Below are 16,056 nucleotides of genomic sequence, written 5' to 3' on the forward strand. Positions count from 1 at the left end.
ATGTTCACGGACGCCCGGCCGCCCGAACATTCCGATGGACGGTCCCAATTGAACAGCAAGAACCAGCAGCCACGACGCTCGCCCGTCATTGCCGACGTAGCACGGCTGGCGGGGGTGTCGGTCCCAACCGTTTCCCGTGTTCTCACCGGCGCCGCGAAAGTGAGTGACGCCAAACGGGAAGCCGTGATGAAGGCAATCAGCCTGCTGAAATACACGCCAAGTGCTGCTGCCAGATCAGTGGCGTCCAAGAGGTCCACCGTGATTGCAGTAATGGCAGGCAATACCTCCCGCTACGGTTATGCGGAGACAATTCGGGGCATCGAGGAAGCTGCAAGGGCCCTGAGCTATACCGTGTCGATCACAGTGGTAGATTCCACGGCTGCAGATGACATGGAACGAGCTGTCGCCTTGGTTCTGGGTCAGGACCTGGCCGGAGTCTTGGTCTTGAAGTTTGACCCTCCCGGTGTTGCCGCCCTACAACACCTGCCTGACCATGTCCCCACGGTGGCCATATCCGGTGTTCGTGAGACGGGTGCCCCCCAGGCCGTACTGGACGAGTCGAGTGCAGCAGCCCAATTGACCGAGTTTCTTCTCGGACTGGGCCACCGGACCGTCCATCACGTCAGGGTTCCACCGTCACGACGGGAGGACGGACGAACTCTGGGCTGGCGCAAGGCTCTCAAAAAGGCAGGCGCCGAAATACCCGCCACCATCGACGCAACATGGGAGCCGGCATCAGGTCGGACAATCGGGCAACAACTTGCCAAGGATGGAACGGTCACCGCAGTTTTTTGCGGAAACGATGAAATTGCCATGGGAGTCATAAAGGGATTGGCCGATGAAGGAGTCCGTACACCCGAAGATGTGAGTGTTGTCGGTTTTGACGACCATCCCCTGTCCGAACTCTGGTCGCCCTCGTTGACCACGGCGCATCAAGACTTCTTTCGCCTCGGTCAGCGGGGCTTTGAGTTGCTTATGCAACAAATCTCCGGGGAACCGAACGTACGGCGCTTCTCCTCTGAGCGGCCGGCATTAGTAATCCGCCACAGCGCCGCGGCACCGAATGAGCTGCGGGGGCGGGATGATCTGACTGCGTGAGCCTTCTTGAAAGGTGCTGTTGGAAATCGAGCACTGCTGGAAAGCGGCAGCCATTCGCTTGGGTTGTGGAGTAGCATTTGCGGGGAATCTTCCTACCATAAGTGCCCCAAGGCTGTCCCGGAGGCGCCGAACGCTTGGCCTATTTGGTCGTACGGGCAATGTTGCGGGCCTTACCCGTCGCAGCCGTCGACTGTCACCTCCCCGCGTCTCCATGATTAGCGCCCTGTCTACCCCCAGCTCATCCACAGTCGAACCGGGCGTTGGAGATGCGCGCCGGAGTGTCAGGTACGGTCATAACTCGAATGCTCAACAGACAGCCGGTTGAGGGACCTCGCACCCCGGTGTGACTCCAGCCAGGTGCTTCGTCCGGGAAAGTTCAGTGCGGGGTATCCACGCATATGGAAATACAGCAGTAGTTTGCTCGGCTTCGAGGGGGCAACTGCCGGTCTGGTTGATCTTCTTGAAGGCTGTTGGTGTGGTCAGTTGTCCTTCAGTGGCGCGGTCTCCGGTGCGCCCGGCCGCAGTGGACTGCGCCGATGAAAAGGAAGCCCGTCCGGGTCGGCAGCTATGCGGGTTGCGTAGCCCGATGAGTCTCACGTCGAGATTACTTGTCTGTTGGGCCCTTTGGGTGTCGGGCTCATAATGTCGAGCGAGCAGGTAAGGCGCCCCGGGAGACCCGGGGCGCCCCTTACTTACGTGGCTTAGGTTACCGTTCTCCCTTCAAGCACTTCACGTAAGCGCTCTGTTCTTGCCCGTAGGGGGTCGCGCGCTTGTCCGAGCCCTGTCCCGGGTGGCCGTCCTGGCCGGGGTTCTCTGGAGGGATACACGTGGAGGCGCTTAGTGTGGTCAGTTCACCAACCACTGAGGGTGCGATAGTGATGGAATCGATGTTGGGCGCGTACGCACCGGGGTTGCCCAGGATGATCGGAGCATCGGCTGCTTTGAAGGTGACGGGAATAGTTCGCTCCCAGAAGCTGTCCCATGAGTAGGTGTATCGGAAGTAAGCGCCGCCTGCTGGAGCTTGCGCACCTGCTTCGGTTACCTGCAATTGACGATCCACGACCTGAGGGTTGTAACTGTGGTTACCGGAGAGTTCGGCGTTGGCGTAGCGGACAGTAAGATCGTAGTTGCCTGCAGCCGCAAAACCTTCTAAACGCGGGAATTCCAGGTAATTCTCCGCGCCGTTGCCCACCCAGCTCGTGGCGGCCGAGCCTGAGGCGTTGGTGCCCGAAGCGTTATTAAAGGTCTGCCGTGCGGCAGTGCCGTGCATGGTCGCGTCTTCAGCCTCAATCGTCGTCGCCAGGGCGTCGGAATCAGCGTCCCGTACGGTCGTGATCTTCTCCAGGCTGATGCCTGCCTCTGAAAACACTTCGATCTCGTTGATGCCCTGCGCGAGGTGGACCCGGGCGGTCGATGTCCAGATACCTTCCTTAGCTGCCGCAAAAGCCGCAGTCTCGCGTCCGTTGACCGCGATTCTGATATCCGAGGAGGCATCTGAACGGTAAGACAGAATGACGTCGTGGTACCCGGATTCCCATGCCGTGACATAAGCATCTGCCCGTTGACCGTCGCCCTGGACCACTGCATGTCCGCGGGCCTTCTCGTCGCCATAAGTCAGTGCAGCACCGCCGGTGAGGCGCAGGGTGCTGGCAGGGTAGTCGGTGGGCTCTCCGTCGGTGACATCCGTCAGGACGAATTTGTCGAGCGTGATGTCCGAGTTCGGAAGACGGTTGACGCCATCCTCACTGGCGCGCAGGGAGAGGACATGGCTGCCGGCGGTCAGGTCAATGAGTACCTCCGTGCTCCCGCGGTATTGCCATCGGCTACGGTCGTTCAGGGCAAGATCCGCCGTGTACTGCACGGTACGGTTGTGCGCCCCGTCCACGAAGAGGGCATGACGTCCAGGCTTACCGGGTGTCGCTCCGATCACCTGAAAGCGGTATGTTCCATCGCGTGGAACATCGACTGTCCAGTCTGCTTTTGAGCCGGCGGTATTGAATGAGCCGACATCCTTCCCATGGGAGGCTAGAAACTTCCAGCCATCGGCATCAGTCGGGTTCTGGGTATAGACCCGTGCTCCGGTCAAAGAAGTGTCTTCCGCCTCCGTTTGGGTGGACCACACCGGGCTGAGGGCTACATCGCGGGACTGGTCGGGAGTGATGATGACTTGGTAGGCCGCATAGCGGTCGTAGGTATCAACGGGGAGCTGGAGAGAACCACCTTCCAGAGCAACGCCATCCTCAGCATGAACAACCGCGGGAGTGCCGGTCAGCCCCTCAGCCCCGCTAAGGGTGACCTCTCGTATTTCGACGTCGACTTCATCACCGAAAATCGCTGGGTTTAGGCCGGACAGGTCAAGAGTAACGTTCTTGTCGGTGCCGCCGAGCAGGACGGTGGCGCGCTTGTTGGCCTCGTCAATAGCAGCGATTCCCTGCAACGTGTCGGGGACGTTCAGCTGTGGCGGCGTGACCTTTACGGTATTGCTACCTTGGAGGTCTGCGTACCACTTAAACATCCACCAGCCGGCGTTGGCGCCGTTGGGACGCGCTGAGTTGTCGGAGAAATTTCCGGCATAATTCCAATACGCCGTTTGTGCGTCTACCTTCGTGTCCTCGAACATTGAAAACCACTGGATGAGCTGTCCGGGCACACCCATGTCCCTGAGCATCCCGTATTCAGTGATGTTGATCGGAATTTCGGGCAATCCGACGCTTTCTTCGATCTGCCGGTACTCCTGAAAATGACCACGATAGGTAGCCAGGTTATCAATCCCCAACTCATGCCAGATCGTGATGTCGGGGAGGGTCGAGCTCGTCTTGGCGTGAGCAAGGAAGTCAGCCGTCCGGCCTGAGCGCCACGCACTGTCTCCCGGACTACCGATTCGGGCCTCCCCGAGCCCGTGTCTGTCAAAAACCTCCTGTATCTTTGCGTATACGGCGTCCCAATCCTGCAGCATGATGGTCTTCATAGCATCCCAGTTGCCGTACCATATCCAGTCGGGCTCGTTGAAGGGAATAAAGATGTACTCGGTCGGGTATTCGGATTTAGTGGCGATAGCCTCTGCCACCAACTCAACAACTTCCAAATAATCCCAAACGCCGTTACCACCTTCAACGTATGAGCCATTTTCCATGTTGTATGTCTTGGTGTCGCCTGGACGAACCCCCTTGTTATAAGGCCAATCGGGGTAGTAGTCCTGCATATAGACGTAGAGGTCTTCCCCGTGCTTGTCGAAGAATCCGTCCTCGATCTTTAGGGCATCGCCACTAGGGTGCTGAGTACCATAAGGCGCTTTCTGAGAGGTGTTGGTAATGCCAGCACCGTTGATCAAGGCCTGTGTAGGAGCGCCTTCATCCCCGAAACCGTAGAGGGTGCCGCTTGCACCTCCGTGGAAGTCCCCGGTGGCCTGCGAAAAGTCCACTGATAGATATTCTGTCGTCTCCTCTGCAGTGGCCGGTTGCACCGTGCCCAACATGGCTAGCGCTGCAACGGTAATTGCAGCAGGGCCTCGCAGTCTCTTCATTGAGCGTCTCCTTAAGGGCACACAAGCCCTGATTGAAGTGGGGGTTTGGCGACACTGACGTGAATCCTGCTGATGTCGGTGCAGCCCAGACGCGTTAATGATAGCGATTTCACGATGACGCACAATAGATATCCGGGGTTACTTTTCCTAATCCCTTGGTGCCCCGCGCTTACAACGAAACAATATGACCCCAGTTGACGGATGGAGGGCTAGAATTTCGCAGGACCGGTATGATATCGGTTTCATTATGTCGTCCCGAGAATTCGGATGAAACCCTATCATCGGTGACGGCAGCATCGTCAGGAAGACTGGTAGCAGCGAACTTTTGAACGGCACTGCATGGGACAGCCCTAGCTCCGCTAAGGATCTGGAACAGTTCAGGTTTCCAGCCGTAGCCGGTAATACGTCTGCTCCGCGCCGGGTAGTTTTCTGCTGCCGGCTGCCTCGTGTATCTGGAGCAAAAGCGATGAGGCATGCCGGCTCCCAGCATCAAGTGCCGCAAATCTCACGGCTGAGCAAACTTTCAGCCTCAACCCGTCCAGTGGTCGAGCTGCCGCGTCCAGAACCAAACGTTGCGGGGACGTCGCAGCTCCCCTGGCCCATCCGCGTAGGTGAGTGTTTGGCTTTCTAATACTCGCCGTTCGCGGAAGGTTCTTACCTGCAACCGTCAGCCGCAAGCCTCGGTGCCGGGCATGCTCGTCGATTCAGGTAGCGGAAATCCGTGTTGAAGTACTGAATTGGCAAGAGCGGTCGGACAATCATCTCGCCGATCTTCTTTCCTAGGGCTGCTCGGAGAATGATGGGGTCCGCTGCCGATCGCCCTCACTGTAGGATTTGCTGGCGTTGAACCCGGTCCCGGGAAGGGCAGGGCCTGTCCTGGGCGTACCCCGCATCTCCCGGAAAGTTATCTTGCTGACCAGAGGTCAGCCGCAGACAGTTTGACTTTCTTTCCGGCTTCAGAGCGCTTCTGGTTCACTCTTTGAGGACACGCGGTCGCCCCACCACTTACACAGGCAGGTCTTCAGCAGGCGGGCCCGCCAAGACGGTCTCCTCGGGGTTTTAGAGCTTCAGGAACGACCAGTCCGCCTGAGGCTGCGCCGTCCGGTTCAAGCAGCCACCCCATCCTTTTAGGGTTCCGCAGTGTTACCGCGGAATCAACGATGTCCAGCCAGGGAAGCTGGCTGCCGAATCGTTTCTCGATGAGGTGCAGATCGCTAATGGACCGGGTCCACAGGCTAAACAGGATGTTCGTCGAGCCCGTAGTGGAAACACATACTCGAAGTTCCGGCAGTGTCAGGAGTGCCTTGATAGTTCTCTCCAGGTCGGCGGAGGGCACCCTCGTCAGATAGGTGCAGGTGATCGGCCAGCGGGACCGGCCCTGGGCTATTTCACACCTCAAGGAAAGCGTGTGGGAACTCAGAAGACGCGAAAGCTGCCGACGGGTTGTAGCAAGGTTGCGGCCTGTCGCTCTGGCGAGCTCTGCGGCGGAGGCCCTCCCGTCCCTGGCAAGGTGCTGAATGAGCGGCCATGCGTCTCCAGGTGCGGCGGGAGTTTGATCGCCTTCACGGTTTCCGGCCAGGGCCTCGCATCGGCGGCGCTGGAGCGGGTCCAGAGCATCGAGGCGCCAAACATTACCCTCGGTGTGTAGCTGGGTAACGAAGTGCGTGCGCGGTCGGATAACACCACGCACGGAAGGCAAAACGTCAAGGGTCAGCTTTGTGACCTCTTCCACGTCTTGGGTCATCACTGTAAGCAGCAAGTCCCGGCCCCGGGCGGATTCTTCGATGGTTATGACCTGCGGCATGTTCGACAGGCGAGTCAGTATGTCCGCCTTGGTGTTGGCCTCGCAGTCCAACTCAATGTAGCTCAGCAGCACGTCTTGAGAGCGCATGGACGGATAGGCCGTTATCCACGCCGAACCAGACGCTTTGAGCCGGTTCCACCGTGCCGCGAGCGAGGCCGGTGTTCCGTCAAGAATCCGGGCCAAGTCGGCCCAAGCCGCCCGCGGCGCTATTTGCAGAGCGTTGATCAGGAGCAGGTCGCGCTCCGACAAGTGTTCGATTGGCACGAATCATCTCCTCTGAACCCGAAATATGCACGATTCTAACATTTTGGGCTCGGTAAATGTGCGTAATGTCACACTTATCGACATCCTGTAATACACCGCGGAAGGAAGATCCAGTTGACCATAATTGACCAAGCCAGTGCTCTTCGAAGCGATTTGGTTCAGCTGCGGCATGTGCTGCACTCTGAACCTGAAATAGGTCTGCATTTGCCCCGCACGCAGGAGAAGGTGCTGCAGGCACTTTCCGGACTGCCCCTGGAGATTTCAACCGGTCAGGGATGCACATCGGTGACGGCCGTCCTGCGCGGTTCACGAGGTTCCCGGAAGGGAACGGTGCTGCTGCGCGGAGACATGGATGCTCTTCCGATCCATGAACAAGTCGACGTTCCTTGGCGCTCAAAGTTTGATGGGGCCATGCATGCGTGCGGCCATGATCTCCACATGTCGATGCTGGTCGGTGCCGCCCACCTTCTCTCGGCAAAAGCTGACGATCTTGAGGGCGATGTGGTGTTTATGTTCCAGCCGGGAGAGGAGGGTTGGCACGGTGCCGATGTCATGCTGGCTGAAGGGATTCTTGAGGCGTCGGGTGAACGGGTCGATGCTGCATTTGGCTTGCACGTCTTCTCGGGTGGTCATGAAACTGGGCGGATCCTTACCCGGGGCGGGGCAATGATGGCAGCGGCAGACTCCTTGGATGTCATTGTGCGGGGAGTGGGAGGCCATGGATCTACCCCCTCCCGGGCCAAGGACCCGATTACTGTAATCGCGGAGATGGTCACGGCACTTCAGGCGATGATTACGCGTCAGTTTGATGTCTTCGACCCAGTTATCTTCAGTGTCGGTTCACTCCACGCGGGAGCCGCCCGAAACGTCATCCCCGAAGAGGCACGCTTCGCTGCGACACTGCGCACCTTCTCCTCCGCATCTCGCTCCCGAGCTATGGATTCAATCGCCTCCATGCTTAAGGGGATAGCCGCTGCGCATGGCGTGGAAGTGGAACTCGTACATGCCGAGGGGTACCCCGTAACTTTCAACGACCTGAGCGAAACTGAATTCGCCGACAGCGTCATCGACGAAATATTCGACGACCGTCGAACAGTGCTGGTGAACCCCTTCACCGCTTCAGAGGACTTTTCCCTGGTACTCGATGAAGTTGCCGGGAGCTTTATCGGGCTCGGTGCCACGCCAGTGGGAATGGACCCGGAGACAGCTCCTTTCAATCACTCGCCCTTTGCGCAATATGATGACACAGTCCTTTCGGACGGCGCCGCACTTCTGGCAGAACTTGCCACGCGGCGCTTGGCTCAGATGCCCGAGGCCCTTCCCTCAGAACCCGTTGCGTTGCAGGAGAAAGCACATGCCTAACACTGTCAGCGCTCCGGCGCAAAGCGCATCGAACCAAAAGACGCACCGCGTGAAGGCCCTCGCCGGCGTGGGAGTGGGAAACGCGTTGGAATGGTTCGACACGAGCCTCTACGGAATCTTCGCTATATATTTCGCACCTCAGTTCTTCAATTCAGCTGACCAAACGGCGGCTCTTCTGTCGGCATTGGTGGTAATGGCAGTGGGCTTTGTGGCACGCCCCTTCGGCGGATTCCTGTTCGGATGGATATCCGACCGCTTCGGACGGAAGCTCTCCATGACCCTGACCATCGCTTTGGCGGCACTCGGGAGCCTGGCCATTGGTGTCAGCCCAACCTTTGAGGCGATCGGTGTGGGGGCTGCGGTGATACTTGTGGCCGCACGCTTGGTGCAGGGGCTGGCCCACGGAGGGGAATTGCCTTCAGCTCAAACTTATATAGCTGAGTTCGCACCAAAGGAACGCCGCGGACTTTGGTCGAGCCTGATCTACACCTCGGGCACTACCGGTGTGGTAGCCGGAACACTGTTGGCTGCAATCCTGACGTCAACGATGGGCAAGGACACCATGTACTCCTATGGTTGGCGTATACCGTTTGTCCTTGCCGGGGTATCGGGCGTTTTCGCAATGTTCATGCGGATGCGTATGACCGAACCCGAGGTCTTTAGTCAGTCGCGCGGCCGCGCGGCAAAACCAAGCATCCTGAGGGGAGTGTGGGCCTACAAGCGCCAGGCAGCGCAGGTCGTGGGTCTAACAGTCGGTCTGACGGTCATGTACAACATGTGGGCCTCCTACGCCCCGGCCCATGCGATCGCTGCTCGCGGCATTGACGAGAACGAGGCCTTCTGGGCGGGCGTAGTAGCCAATGCCGTCTTCATTGCTGCCTTGCCGGTGTGTGGAATCGTCGCTGACCGCGTGGGACGCAAGCCTGTGCTCTTAGTGGGGGCTGTCGGTGGTGCCTTATTGCTGTTCCCGCTTAACTCGCTGATAGGGAACAGTGCCCTCATGCTGGCAGTCGCAATGTCCGTTGCGTTGCTTTTCATTGCCATGGCAGCGTCCATCGTGCCAGCGGTTTTCGCGGAGCTGTTTCCGACCTCAATCCGGACAACGGCAGTCGCCATCCCGTACGCCATCACAGTGGCAGCGTTTGGCGGCACTGCGCCCTATCTGCAGACGTATTTCGCGTCCGTCGGTAACCCGGATATGTTTTACGGCTACGCCGTCGCACTGCAGCTTGTCTCAGCCCTTGTGATACTGCGGCTTCCTGAGACGCGGGCCAAAGACCTGCAAGAAGAACCCGACTACCCTCCCCGGACGCTTAACTCCGATGTCCAAGCGTACTGAGGACATGATCCCGGCAACGCGGCCTGAAGGAAGAACTCAAATCTGCGCCGCCGACAGGGAGTAACGGACATCATCGCTTGCAAGCCCACATGACTTCCTGTGGTGGCCCGCCCAGCCGTGGACGGGCCACCCGGCAGGGTCGAAACAGCAGCTACGAGCGGATGCATCCAACATGTATCCTAGATATCATGTCGTCTAAAGGCCGCGTTCGGAAAGCCGTCCAACCAACCCCTTCAGGTCATTTCAGGCTCCGTTGGATCCTGTACGCATTAACTAGCATTCTGGCGGTCGCCTTGATCGCTTTCATGACGATCAACGGGAACCTGACGCAGAACGGAAAACCCAAGGACCTGGCGACGCCGCAAGATTCCGAGTCGGCGTTGGTGGCTCCGAACCCTGATACTGCTTTGGCCGTGGGCTCACCTGATGCTCCGGTCGTTCTTATCGAGTGGGCCGACCCGAAATGCCCCTACTGCGCCTTGTTCGTCCAGGAAACCCTCCCGTCCTTGATGGAGGATTACGTGAAGACAGGAAAAGTGCGTTATGAGTTCCGTGATGTGGCGATGTTCGGAGACCAATCCATAGACGCCAGCACCGCGTTCCGGGCGGCGGCCGCTCAAGGCCGGTTCCATGAGTATCTTTCGGTGCTCTACGGTGACGCGAAGGGCGTCCAACACCCTGACCTGTCGCGCGAAAAGCTCGTGTCGTTCGCTGAAAAGGCGGGGATTGCTGATCTGGACCGCTTTTCGAAAGAGCTCGGTAGCCCGTCCCTTCGCAATGAGGTTTTGACGTCAACTTCAGAAGCGCGGAAGTTGGGCGTGACAGGTGTGCCGATGTTTGTCGTTGGAGACCAGGTACTCTCGGGGGCTCAACCCTTGGAAACATTCCGAGATGTCCTCGATAACGCTCTCGGATCAGTGGCAGGCAAATGACGGTCAGTCTTGCAGGGGCTCTGGTTGGGGGCGTGTTGGCGCTTCTTAGCCCATGCTCGGCCATGGTCCTTCCGTCATTTTTTTCCTACGCTTTCACAGATCCGAACCGTTTGATTTCACGAACAGGCATTTTCTATCTCGGTCTGGTCACGACGTTGGTCCCGGTAGGCGTGCTGACCGGAGTCGGTGGCGTCTTTCTCAGCGCCCACCGGGAGGGCTTGGTCCTTGGCGCATCTGTGATTATTATCTTGCTGGGCGCAGCGCAAATTGCTGGCTTGTCTATGCCTGCCATCAAGCGGCGAGGCGTCGGAGGGACATCAGCGGCGTCGGTGTATCTATTAGGGACCGTCTACGGGCTGGCAAGCTCGTGTGCCGGGCCCGTGCTTGGTTCTGTTCTCGCTCTTGCGGCTATGGGCCGTGATGGTCTGCGCGGAGGGGTCCTGTTGGCAGTTTTCGCCGCAGGCATGACCATTCCGTTGCTCTTCCTTTCCCTCGGGTGGCGGCACGCACCTTGGGCAAAGAAGATTGCACGCCCGCGAAACCTCAGGATAGGTCCCTGGTGCAACACATGGCCGGGGGTCGCTGGCGGGTTGCTGGGGATCGGGATGGGCATATTCCTTATCGTTACGGACGGTACAGCGGCCCTGAGCGGTGTCCTCACCGCTTCGCAACAGGCGGGCCTTGAATCATCGGCTTTGGCTCTCGCCGGAAGGATACCTGACTGGTTGCTGGTCGTGGCCGCCGCGCTGGTGTTGGGCTCGGTATGGCTGGTCCCCAGAGTCGTCAGGCACTCGCGTGGAGGTGGTCCCAGGCTCGCAGCCGGTCCCGTATCCGGCACCGGGTTGTCCAATGAGATAAGTGGCCGCAAGCACGATCGGGTTTGATGCGCAAAGGGTTGACTCCAGCCTTAGGCCGTCCACGATTAGCGCAGCAGATGCGGGCTGCAACGCGCACGCCCTCAGATTCAAGTGATATTCGCCGAGTTCGTCGGTCCTTCCTCGGTTCAGGCGGATCGGTGGGGTTCTTGAGCCGACCGCCCTGACTTGCCGGTTGCGGTGACATCCGATCCGCCAACGGCCTGTGCAGGGGCGGCATGACGTTGTCCCTACCCACTCTCAGGTCGGGGCGGCATAAAATCGACACCCGCCCCAAAGGTCTGTTGGAACAAATCGGGCGCCGAAGCACCTCACAGCCGGGCGGAGCGCGGGCAGAGATCCGCTGCAGACCTTGCTCGAGGCGCTTCCAGTTCCCCAAGGCTTCCCCGCCGCAGTCTTCTGCCTTACATCCAGCGCGCCTCTCGAAGGCCATCTCAATGAAATTCATTGGCTCGGCGTGCTCTGTCCGAACGACTGCCGCCCTTTACGAAGGCAAGTCTTTTACCGTATTCCGCGTGTGCCCGAAAGGTCGGGTGTCCGTGCGTGGTGCTTGGATTCGCAGGCTGTTGTAGACGACTAAAACGGAGGAAAGTGCCATTGCTGCAGCGGCGATGAGCGGGTTAAGTAGGCCCATCGCGGCGATAGGAATTGCGGCGACGTTGTACCCAAATGCCCATAGGAGGTTGACCCGAATGGTCCTCAGGGTTTTCCTCGAGATCGTGATGGCTTCGGCGATGACGGTCAGGTCATCACGAACAAGAATGATGTCAGCTGCTTTAAGTGCGATGTTGGTGCCCGAGGCGACAGCGAGTCCCAAATCGGCTGTCGCTAGCGCGGCAGCATCATTAATACCGTCGCCTACCATGGCCACTTTCTTTCCATCACGTTGGAGGGATTCGATGACAGCTGCTTTTTTCGTAGGCAGAACCCCGGCGTGGACGTGGTTGATGCCGAGCTTGGAGGCTACTTGGTTTCCTGCCTCGGGGCTGTCTCCAGTGAGGAGAACGATCTCAAGATGCTGTGCTTTCAAAGCGGCGATGGCCGCTGCGGCTGATGACTTGATCCGGTCAGAAACGGCCAGCACGCCGATGACCGTTCCGTTCCGGGCGACCAACACGGGCGTATGTCCGCGTTGGCGTGCGCGTTCCACTGCCTGTTCGGCCTCTTGGTCGAGGGGTATGGCCCGGGAGCGCATGAGGTTGGTATTGCCGATCAGCATGTCGCTGCTACCTACCCGGGCGTGGGCGCCAAGGCCGGGTAATGCGGTGAATTCTTCTAACGGCAGGAGTTCAGGGTTGCTGGCTTTGGCTGCTTGAACGATGGCGCGGGCGATGGCGTGCTCGGAGCCTTGTTCGGCCGAACCGGCCAGCAGCCAGAGCTCTTCGCGGGAGATACCTATGGCGGAGGCGTCGTGGACGCTCATCTCCCCTGTGGTGAGGGTTCCGGTTTTGTCCAGCACCACGGTGGAGATCTGACCGGACGCTTCCAAGGCATCGTGCCCTTTTATCAGAATGCCGCGGTTGGATGCCCGGCCGATTCCCACCATGAGTGCAGTCGGCGTGGCGAGGCCGAGTGCGCACGGGCAGGCAATGATGAGTACGCTGATCCCGGTTCCGAAGGCTTCTTGAACAGGTGTCCCGGTCAGGATGTACGCGGTCATTGTTGCCAGTGCCAGGATGATGACGGCGGGTACGAACCAGGTGACTACCCGGTCCACGAGGGCTTGGAGTCGTGCTTTGCGTGCCTGCGCTTGCTCGGTCAGGGCCGTCATCTGGGCTAGTTTTGTGTTGGCGCCCACGGAGGTGGCCCTCACTACCAAGCGTCCGTCGCTGCTGATCGTACCGCCCGTGACCGGGTCCCCGGGTGCGACGGGGACGGGGACCGGTTCCCCTGTCATCATGCTGGCATCGACTGCTGCAGTGCCGTGCAGGATGGTTCCGTCGGCGGGGATGGACTCCCCGGGCAAGATCACCATTATGTCGCCGGCACGGAGGTTTTCGATAGGCTCGGTAGTTTCAGTCCCGCCGTGCAGGATACGCACGTGCGTGGCGGTGAGTGCGTTTAGTGCACCCAGCACATCTCCGGCTTTACGGCGGGATCTGGTTTCGAAATACCGACCGGCAAGCTGGAAGGTTGTCATTCCTGCCGTCACGTCGAGGTACATGGCATCTGCCCCTGCTGGAGTCGGACCGAACCCGAGCCAGTAACTGTTCTGGCCCTGATGGTCCAATCCCAGAAAAAGGCTGGCTACGGCCCACCCGAAAGACACTGCGATGCCCAGTGAAACAAGAGTGTCCATGCTCACTGCGCCGTGCCTGAGGTTGCGCATCGTTGCCTGGTGGAAGGGCCAAGCAGCCCACGAAACTATCGGCACGGCCAGGAGAACGGCGGCAAGTTCCCATCCGGGAAACCGCAAGCCCGGGACCAAGGCCATGACAATGGTGATGTCCATTAAGGGCACCGTCAGAAGTGACGAGACGACGAGACGGCGGCGTAGGGATCCGATACGGATTTCCGTTGCTCGCGCCGACCACGCGTCATCGATCCCTTTACGCAGACGGGCGCCATACCCTGCCCGCTGTATCACCTGCACAGCCAGGGCTGCGTCACGCTCCGGAAGACCGGTGATGACGGCCCGTTCTGTACCGTAATTCACGCTCGCAGTGACACCGGCGAGCTTGTTCAAGGAGCGTTCAACCCTCCCAGCGCACGCTGAGCAGGTCATCCCTGATACGTCCAGCTCAAGCGTTACCGGTCCGGGAGCAGTGTCAGTGAGGGGACGCGTCATCGGGGTGCCCCCGTGTTTTGTTCAGCCTCGGCATGCGGCCTCTGCCGCGGTGAGTTCCTCTCCGCGAGACGCTGCAACATTTCGTTGTATGCCAAGAATTCGTCGTCGTGCCCCGCATCGATGTGCCGGTCTTTGCGGCGGCCCTCCAGTACGTCCTGCCTGCGCCATTGAATAGCCAAGATGACCACCACTATCATCAACGGGATTTCTCCTCCTGCCCAAGCCACCCCACCGGCCAGGTACTGTTGGGCCGGAAGATCGGCCCAAGGAATGTCCAGGTACCGGTAGAAGTCCTCGGCAATGATCTCCGTGCTCACCATCAAGATGATCCCGAAGAACGCATGGAATGGCATGGCTGCCAGCACATAGCCAAGCTTGCCAATGGGCGGCAGCGGGCGCGGTGGGCGGTCAACACCAATGATGAGGCTGTAGTACATGTAGCCGACAATGAGGAAGTGCAGGTTCATCAATTGGTGTGCCCAGTGGTACTTCATCAGTTCGCCAAACAATGGCGTCAGGTAGAGCCCGTAGTAAGAACCGACGTACACGGCGAAGACAATGAGCGGGTTGTTGATGAACCGCAGGGCAGGCCAGTGAAGAATCCAGGTTAGCCAGTTGTGTACTCCGGAAGGAGCTCCCCGCCGAGCGGGCATGGCACGCAGGACCAAGGTGATGAAACCGCCCAGCACCAGCAAGGCGGGAATGAGCATATTCAGGCTCATGTGTACGATCATGTGAATGCCAAAATCCGAGGACGAATATGTTCCAAGTCCCGAGCTGGTTGCGATGACCGCCAACGACCACCCCAGCACCCACATGATTGTCCGGCCCACTGGCCAGGCGTCATCGCGTTTGTGAAGCTCCCGGACGGCCAGGAAGTACACGGCCACTGCTGCGGATGCCATGGCGACAAAGAGCAGGTTGGGCCGCCAGTTTGTCGTCAGAGTCAGCAGGTTTGGAGGAGTCGTCAGCTCGAAGCCGGTGAATACCTGCTGGATGCTCGTGGGAACAAAGTACTGAGGCGGAGGTTCACGCGTCATGGCTGAGGTGACCCCCGTCCAGGCGGCGGCCAGGACAACCATGATTATCAAGGGACTGTGGAAACGGCGGCTTGGCAGCTTCGCCTGGATTCGGCGGCGAAGCACAAGGATGGTCAGGACAAGAAGTGCGAGGATGAACCACCGTCCCAGAATCAGCCACCCGGTCAACGTTGCAGTCAGTGCGGTACCTGCGAGCTTGAACCATGTGAGGACGATGTCCGTGAGCACGGTTACGGGAACCGTGACGGCAGCAATCCTCACAAGCCGTTGAAGGCTCTCTTGCTGGACAGGGTGTCCTGCCAGCGTCCGGCTGCCCAGGACCAGCGCCGCGCCCAACAGGATGCTCATGGCAATGGTTTGAAGCACGGCCGCATCGCTTCCGAGATCGTGGTTGGGGCCAACCAGGACCTGGCCGGTAACCACGGGGGCCAATAGCGCAATGAAGGAAGCGCCAAGCGGGATCAGTAAGCTGGTCCACGTTCTGGCCAGGACGGCGCCGGTGAAAACGGTCAGCGCTGCGGTGAAGTTCACCGCCCAGGCCTTGGGAGCGTCACTGGCGCTGAACAGCACTGCAAATGCTCCAGGTTCACTCAGTTGGGACAGCCCCAGCCCGTTCGCGTCCAACGCCTCCAGAAATACAAGCCCTCCTGCGCAGGCGGCCCATACACTCGAACACATCCGAAGCAACTGCATCTCGAGTCCGTTAGGGACATCGTGGGCCCGTTTTGCCGGTGCGGGCCGCAGGATAAGCAGATACAGCAACGACCCGGCGCTAAAAATAGCCCCGAGCTGGCTAAGGGCATGCAGTCCGCTGGTCAACGCGGCCACGTCAAAGCCAGGAAAGGCCAGGTGGGTCTTTTCGTAGGGATTCGGGCCCAGCAGCAGGGCTACGGTAACCGGAACGGCACCGACCACGGCTGCCAGGACCCCGACCGTGCCCAATAGACGACCTGGGCCATACGTTACGTCCACTGCATCTTGCTCCCAGGCCCCGGCCTGCTCGCACTCCGCAACAGGCACTGTGCGGTTCG

Annotated in this window: 9 protein-coding genes and 1 pseudogene; 6 read left to right on the top strand and 4 right to left on the bottom strand. The window is 59.4% G+C overall.

Annotated elements, in window-relative coordinates; genetic code table 11:
- Positions 1–1,098, top strand: coding sequence for a LacI family DNA-binding transcriptional regulator (locus ACUYMZ_RS00005; protein ID WP_481601622.1), 1,098 nt, complete (start codon positions 1–3; stop codon positions 1,096–1,098).
- A 706-nt stretch (positions 1,099–1,804) separates the two neighbouring features.
- Here the strand turns inward: ACUYMZ_RS00005 and ACUYMZ_RS00010 are convergent.
- Positions 1,805–4,621, bottom strand: coding sequence for a hypothetical protein (locus ACUYMZ_RS00010; RefSeq protein ID WP_481601623.1), 2,817 nt, complete (start codon positions 4,619–4,621; stop codon positions 1,805–1,807).
- Between the two features lie 1,021 nt (positions 4,622–5,642).
- Positions 5,643–6,689: an Lrp/AsnC family transcriptional regulator gene (locus ACUYMZ_RS00015; RefSeq protein ID WP_481601624.1), complete on the bottom strand. Its 1,047-nt coding sequence runs from the start codon at positions 6,687–6,689 to the stop codon at positions 5,643–5,645.
- Between the two features lie 114 nt (positions 6,690–6,803).
- Here ACUYMZ_RS00015 and ACUYMZ_RS00020 point away from each other — a divergent pair, with 114 nt between their 5' ends.
- From ACUYMZ_RS00020 to ACUYMZ_RS00040, 5 genes and pseudogenes are all read left to right on the top strand, one after another.
- Positions 6,804–8,051, top strand: a complete 1,248-nt coding sequence (locus ACUYMZ_RS00020; RefSeq protein ID WP_481601625.1) for a M20 metallopeptidase family protein — start codon at positions 6,804–6,806, stop codon at positions 8,049–8,051.
- On the top strand, positions 8,044–9,390 hold the full coding sequence (locus ACUYMZ_RS00025) for an MFS transporter (protein ID WP_481601626.1): 1,347 nt from the start codon (positions 8,044–8,046) through the stop codon (positions 9,388–9,390). Before ACUYMZ_RS00020 ends, ACUYMZ_RS00025 begins: the two co-directional genes overlap by 8 nt.
- 293 nt (positions 9,391–9,683) lie before the next feature.
- Positions 9,684–10,322: a DsbA family protein gene (locus tag ACUYMZ_RS00030; protein WP_481601627.1), complete on the top strand. Its 639-nt coding sequence runs from the start codon at positions 9,684–9,686 to the stop codon at positions 10,320–10,322.
- A pseudogene (locus ACUYMZ_RS00035) lies at positions 10,319–10,807 on the top strand (cytochrome c biogenesis CcdA family protein); the annotation flags it as partial. The gene ACUYMZ_RS00030 and the pseudogene ACUYMZ_RS00035, both read left to right, overlap by 4 nt.
- Positions 10,808–10,927: 120 nt before the next feature.
- Positions 10,928–11,206, top strand: a complete 279-nt coding sequence (locus ACUYMZ_RS00040) for a hypothetical protein (RefSeq protein WP_481601816.1) — start codon at positions 10,928–10,930, stop codon at positions 11,204–11,206.
- Positions 11,207–11,681: 475 nt separating this feature from the next.
- On the opposite strand, the gene ACUYMZ_RS00045 is transcribed toward ACUYMZ_RS00040, so the two are convergent.
- The gene (locus tag ACUYMZ_RS00045; protein WP_481601628.1) at positions 11,682–13,985 is read right to left on the bottom strand and encodes a heavy metal translocating P-type ATPase; all 2,304 of its coding nucleotides are present in this window, start codon (positions 13,983–13,985) and stop codon (positions 11,682–11,684) included.
- On the bottom strand, positions 13,982–15,997 hold the full coding sequence (locus ACUYMZ_RS00050; protein ID WP_481601629.1) for a cytochrome c oxidase assembly protein: 2,016 nt from the start codon (positions 15,995–15,997) through the stop codon (positions 13,982–13,984). Before ACUYMZ_RS00050 ends, ACUYMZ_RS00045 begins: the two co-directional genes overlap by 4 nt.
- Positions 15,998–16,056: the final 59 nt, after the last annotated feature.

Source organism: Arthrobacter sp. T572, assembly GCF_056780115.1.